Here is a 4029-nt window from a genome sequence, read left to right as displayed (position 1 = left end):
GCGCCCCCGCGCCTGGCCCAGCAGCAGGGTGGACTGGGGGTTCACGTTCACGAAGACGATTTCCACCGTGGCCACGTCGGGCTGGTAGCGCGCCACCACCTCGGTGATGCCGTCGAACAGCACCTTGAGCCGGCCCGGCAGGTTGCCCAGCGCGAGCGCCGTGGTGCGGATCGTCCCGCTCGCGACGTAGCTCAGCGCGTGGCCGTCCACATCCACCACGCCGAAGCCGGTGGTCTGCAGGCCGGGGTCGATTCCCAGGATTCGCATGTGCTCACTTATTTATAGCATCAGGGGCAATAAGTTCTAGGGCATGAGGCCGATTTCGCCTACAAGCCGAAGTACCAGCGCACGGAGTGGAAGAACACCGGCGCCGCAAAGCACAGCGCGTCCACCCGGTCCAGCAGCCCGCCCGCACCCGTGACCGACTGGCCCTGCATGCCCCAGCTGGTGATGCCGCGGTCGCGTTTGAGCGCCTTCATCACCAGGTGGCCCAGGCTGCCCGCCAGGCACGCCAGCAGGGCCATGCCCAGCGCCTGCCCCGGCTTGAATGGCGTGATGAACGACAGCATGACCCCGGCCACGCCGCCCACCGCCACGCCGCTGGCCCAGCTCAGCCACTGGAAGCTCTGGCTCACCTGCGGCGCCACCGGCTTGTGGGGGAACCGGCGGCCCAGCAGGTGCTGGGCGATCACGCCGGCCTGCACCACCACGACCAGGAAGAACACCAGGAAGGCGCCCTTGCCCTCGTAGCCCGGAAAGTCGAGCAGCAGCAGCGCGGGCACATGGCTCATGCCGTACACGCACACCATGATCCCCCACTGCAGCTTGGCGTTGCGCTCCAGGAAGCGCTCGGGGTCGTTGGCGAGCGCGCTGGCCACCGGCAGCGCGAGAAAGACGTACACCGGGATGAACACCGTGAACAGGTCGAACTTGCGCGTGCCCACGAGGATGAACTGCAGCGGCAGCACCACGAAGAAGGCCAGCACCAGGCTGCGGTGGTCGCCCCGGCGCGTGGGCGAGAGGGTGATGAACTCGCGCAGCGCGAAGAACGCCACGATGGCGAAGAGCACGGTCGCCACGGTATCGCCCAGGGCCCAGCCCACCCAGAACACGGTGGCCATGAACCACGAGGTCTTGAGCAGGCTCCAGAAGCGCCGCCATTCCTGCTGGTGCGCCTCGTGCTCGGCCTGGTCCTGCACGCCGGTGCCTCGCGCCTCGCGCAGCGTCTGGAAGAAAGCGTAGAGGGTGACCAGCGAGAGCAGCCCGAACATCGCGACGAAGAGCGCGCCGATCTGCTGCGTGGTGGTGAGGTTGCGAAGGAAGTCGTTCATGTCAGACCTCCCGCAGCGCGATGACGGCGCGGCGCGCGCGGTCCAGGAACGGGCGGCGCTCCTCGCCGGGCTCGACCTGGATCGGGGCGCCGAAGGTCACCGAGCACAGGATGGGCACGGGCACCACTTCGCCCTTGGGCATCACGCGCTGCACGTTGTGGATCCAGGCCGGCACCAGCACCGCCTGCGGGAACATCAGCGCCAGCTTGTACAGGCCCGACTTGAAGGGCTGGGGCTCATCGCCGTGGCCGCGCGTGCCCTCGGGAAAGATCACGATCGAATCGCCGCTGGACAGCGCCTGCACCAGCGGGGCCAGCGGGTCGTCGGGCGCGAGCGCGGCGCGCAGGGCCTCGGGTGTCGGCGGCGCGGATTCGGCGGCGGCTTCATGGGGCGCCGGAGCCAGGGTCTCCATCATCGATCCGCTCTGCGGAATGTCAGCTGCGTTCAGGGCGGTTGGGCCGTCCGCCGGGGCCGGCGGGGCAGGGTCCAGGGCGGCCGTTTCGGCGCCCGGCGCCGCCGGTGGCATCGCGGCAGGTGTGCCCGACTGGCGGTCCACGTACACGGCGTTGAAGACCGCCGAGGTGATCCAGTGCCGAAAGGGCGTCTTGGTCCAGTAGTCCTTGGCAGCGATGGGGCGGGTGATGCTGCGCAGCTCCTGGGGCAGCGCGGCCCAGATCATCACTAGGTCGGCGTGGCTCTGGTGGTTGGCGAAATAGATGCGTTGCTCGGCCTTGGGCGGGCAGCCGTACCAGCGGGCCTGGGAACCGGTGAGAAATCGCACCAGCCCGAGTAGGAAAAGGCTCATCAACTTGGAAAGCATGGCGGCGATGATACGGGGGCGTGGCAGGGAGCCCGCGCCGGCCTGCACCGTGGGCCGGCGAGCCCCCTGCCACGGGCCGGCCGCGCACCGGGAAGATCCGTTCTGCGAAGTGGAATTTTCCAAGTTCGCGCTTCCCTTTCGCGAGGCCACTTCTAGACTGTCCGTACCGCTTCACCGCGGCGATTCCGCTAAAAAAGCAGGGAGTTTCTCCATGAACGTTTCGACCACACGCCGCCAGGCCCTGGTTCTGGGTGCCTCGGGCGCCTTGCCCATGCTGGCGAGGGCGCAGGCCGGCGCCGACTTTCCCACCCACCCCGTGCGCCTGATCGTGCCGTTCGCGCCGGGCGGCTCGACCGACATCCTCGGCCGGCTGCTGTCCAAGCACCTGTTCCCCGCCAGCGGCCAGCCGATGGTGGTGGAAAACATGGCCGGCGCGGGCGGCAACCTGGGCGCCGCGCTGGTGGCCCGGTCCCCGGCCGACGGCTACACCCTCGAGATCGGCGCCATGTCCACGCATGCCATGAACGGCAGCCTGTACAAGCAGTTGGCGTTCGATCCGATGAACGATTTCGACACCGTGGCCATGCTGGCCTACGCGATCAACGTCATCGCCGTCTCGCCCAGCGTGCCGGCGCGCACCTTCCCCGAACTGCTGGCCTACATCCGCGCCAACCCGGGCAAGCTCAACTACGCCTCGGGCGGCATCGGCACCCACAACCACCTCACGCTCGCGCTGCTGGCCAAGACGGCGCAACTGGACATCGTGCACGTGCCCTACAAGGGCGGCGGCCCGGCCGTCGCCGCACTGCTGCAGGGCGAATGCCAGATGTTCGCAGGCGGCGCCTCGCTGCTGCTGCCGCATGCGCAGGCCGGCAAGGTGCGCCTGATCGCCGTCACCGAAAAGACCCGGTCCGACCTGCTGCCCGACGTGCCCAGCGCGGCCGAGACGCTCAAGGGCTTCGAGGTCACCAACTGGTACGGCGTGTTCGCGCCCAAGGGGCTGGACGTGGCGCGCCGCGCCCTCATCAACCACGAGATCAACCGGGTGACCGGCCTGCCCGAGGTCGCCGAGCGGCTCAAGGGCCTGGGCATGGTGCGGGCGCCCGTGGACCCGGTTCAATTGCGCGAGATCCTGCAGGCTGACTACCGGCTGTGGTCTTCCACCATCAAGTCGCTGGGAATTTCCTCCGAATGAACGCCCCACACCCCCTGCCCATGGCGCTGAACAGCGTCGATTGGAATGCAATGGAATGGAAGCCCGTGCGCCACGGCATCGAACGCAAGGCATTCGGCAGCGAGCACGTCACGCTCGCGCTGCACCGGCTGCTGCCGGGCCACGAGCCACGTCCGCATTCCCATCCCCATGAGCAGGTGGTGTACATCCTGGCGGGCCAGATCGACTTCTACGTGGAGGGCCAGGTGGTGCGCCTGGGCCCGGGAAGCCTGCTGGTGGTGCCTCCCAACGCCATGCACCACGGCGTGGTGGTGGGCGACGAGCCGGTGCTCAATCTCGACGTCTTCACCCCCGCGCGCCCGGAATACCTGGCATGACGGCGGCCCGCCCCGGCGCCGCCGATGAGGCCCCGTCCCTGCGCGAGCGGCTGGTGGCGGGCGATTTCCTGTTCGCCACGTTCGTGAAGACCACCTCGCACCAGACGGTGGAGGTGCTCGCCGCCACGGGCCTGGACACCCTGGTGCTCGATGCCGAGCATGCGCCCTTCGGGCCGGAGAGCCTGGACCGCAGCCTGCTCGCGGCGCGCGCGTGCGCCCTGCCGGTGCTGGTGCGCGTGCCCTATCCGCGCGGCGCGGCCATCCAGCAGGCGCTGGACATGGGCGCGGCCGGGGTGATGGTGCCGCACGTGGACTCCGCCGCCATCG

Annotated in this window: 6 protein-coding genes; 3 read left to right on the top strand and 3 right to left on the bottom strand. The window is 69.1% G+C overall.

From position 1 onward, the window contains the following. The 3 genes from AC27KI_RS20155 to AC27KI_RS20145 all read right to left on the bottom strand — a co-directional run. Window positions 1–267, bottom strand: a 267-nt coding sequence (locus tag AC27KI_RS20155) for a crossover junction endodeoxyribonuclease RuvC (protein ID WP_487115471.1), incomplete at its 3' end; no start/stop codon positions are given. 59 nt (window positions 268–326) lie between these two features. After that, on the bottom strand, window positions 327–1331 hold the full coding sequence (locus AC27KI_RS20150; protein WP_272567229.1) for a phosphatidate cytidylyltransferase: 1005 nt from the start codon (window positions 1329–1331) through the stop codon (window positions 327–329). 1 nt (window position 1332) lies between these two features. Continuing rightward, complete coding sequence (locus AC27KI_RS20145; RefSeq protein WP_487115469.1) at window positions 1333–2151, bottom strand: lysophospholipid acyltransferase family protein; 819 nt, start codon at window positions 2149–2151, stop codon at window positions 1333–1335. 211 nt (window positions 2152–2362) lie between these two features. Between AC27KI_RS20145 and AC27KI_RS20140 the strand changes: the two genes are divergently transcribed. From AC27KI_RS20140 to AC27KI_RS20130, 3 genes are all read left to right on the top strand, one after another. Further along, window positions 2363–3346: a Bug family tripartite tricarboxylate transporter substrate binding protein gene (locus AC27KI_RS20140; RefSeq protein ID WP_272567231.1), complete on the top strand. Its 984-nt coding sequence runs from the start codon at window positions 2363–2365 to the stop codon at window positions 3344–3346. A gap of 20 nt (window positions 3347–3366) precedes the next feature. Further along, window positions 3367–3702 (top strand): cupin domain-containing protein, encoded by a 336-nt coding sequence (locus AC27KI_RS20135; RefSeq protein WP_487115467.1) that lies wholly within the window; start codon window positions 3367–3369, stop codon window positions 3700–3702. Beyond that, on the top strand, window positions 3699–4029 hold a 331-nt coding region (locus AC27KI_RS20130; RefSeq protein WP_487115465.1), incomplete at its 3' end, for an aldolase/citrate lyase family protein. The genes AC27KI_RS20135 and AC27KI_RS20130, both read left to right, overlap by 4 nt.

The sequence above is a fragment of the Acidovorax sp. KPB24-03 genome (assembly GCF_057546605.1).
The sequence above is the reverse complement of the archived record's forward strand: the minus strand, read 5'-3'. Positions and strand labels throughout refer to the sequence as shown.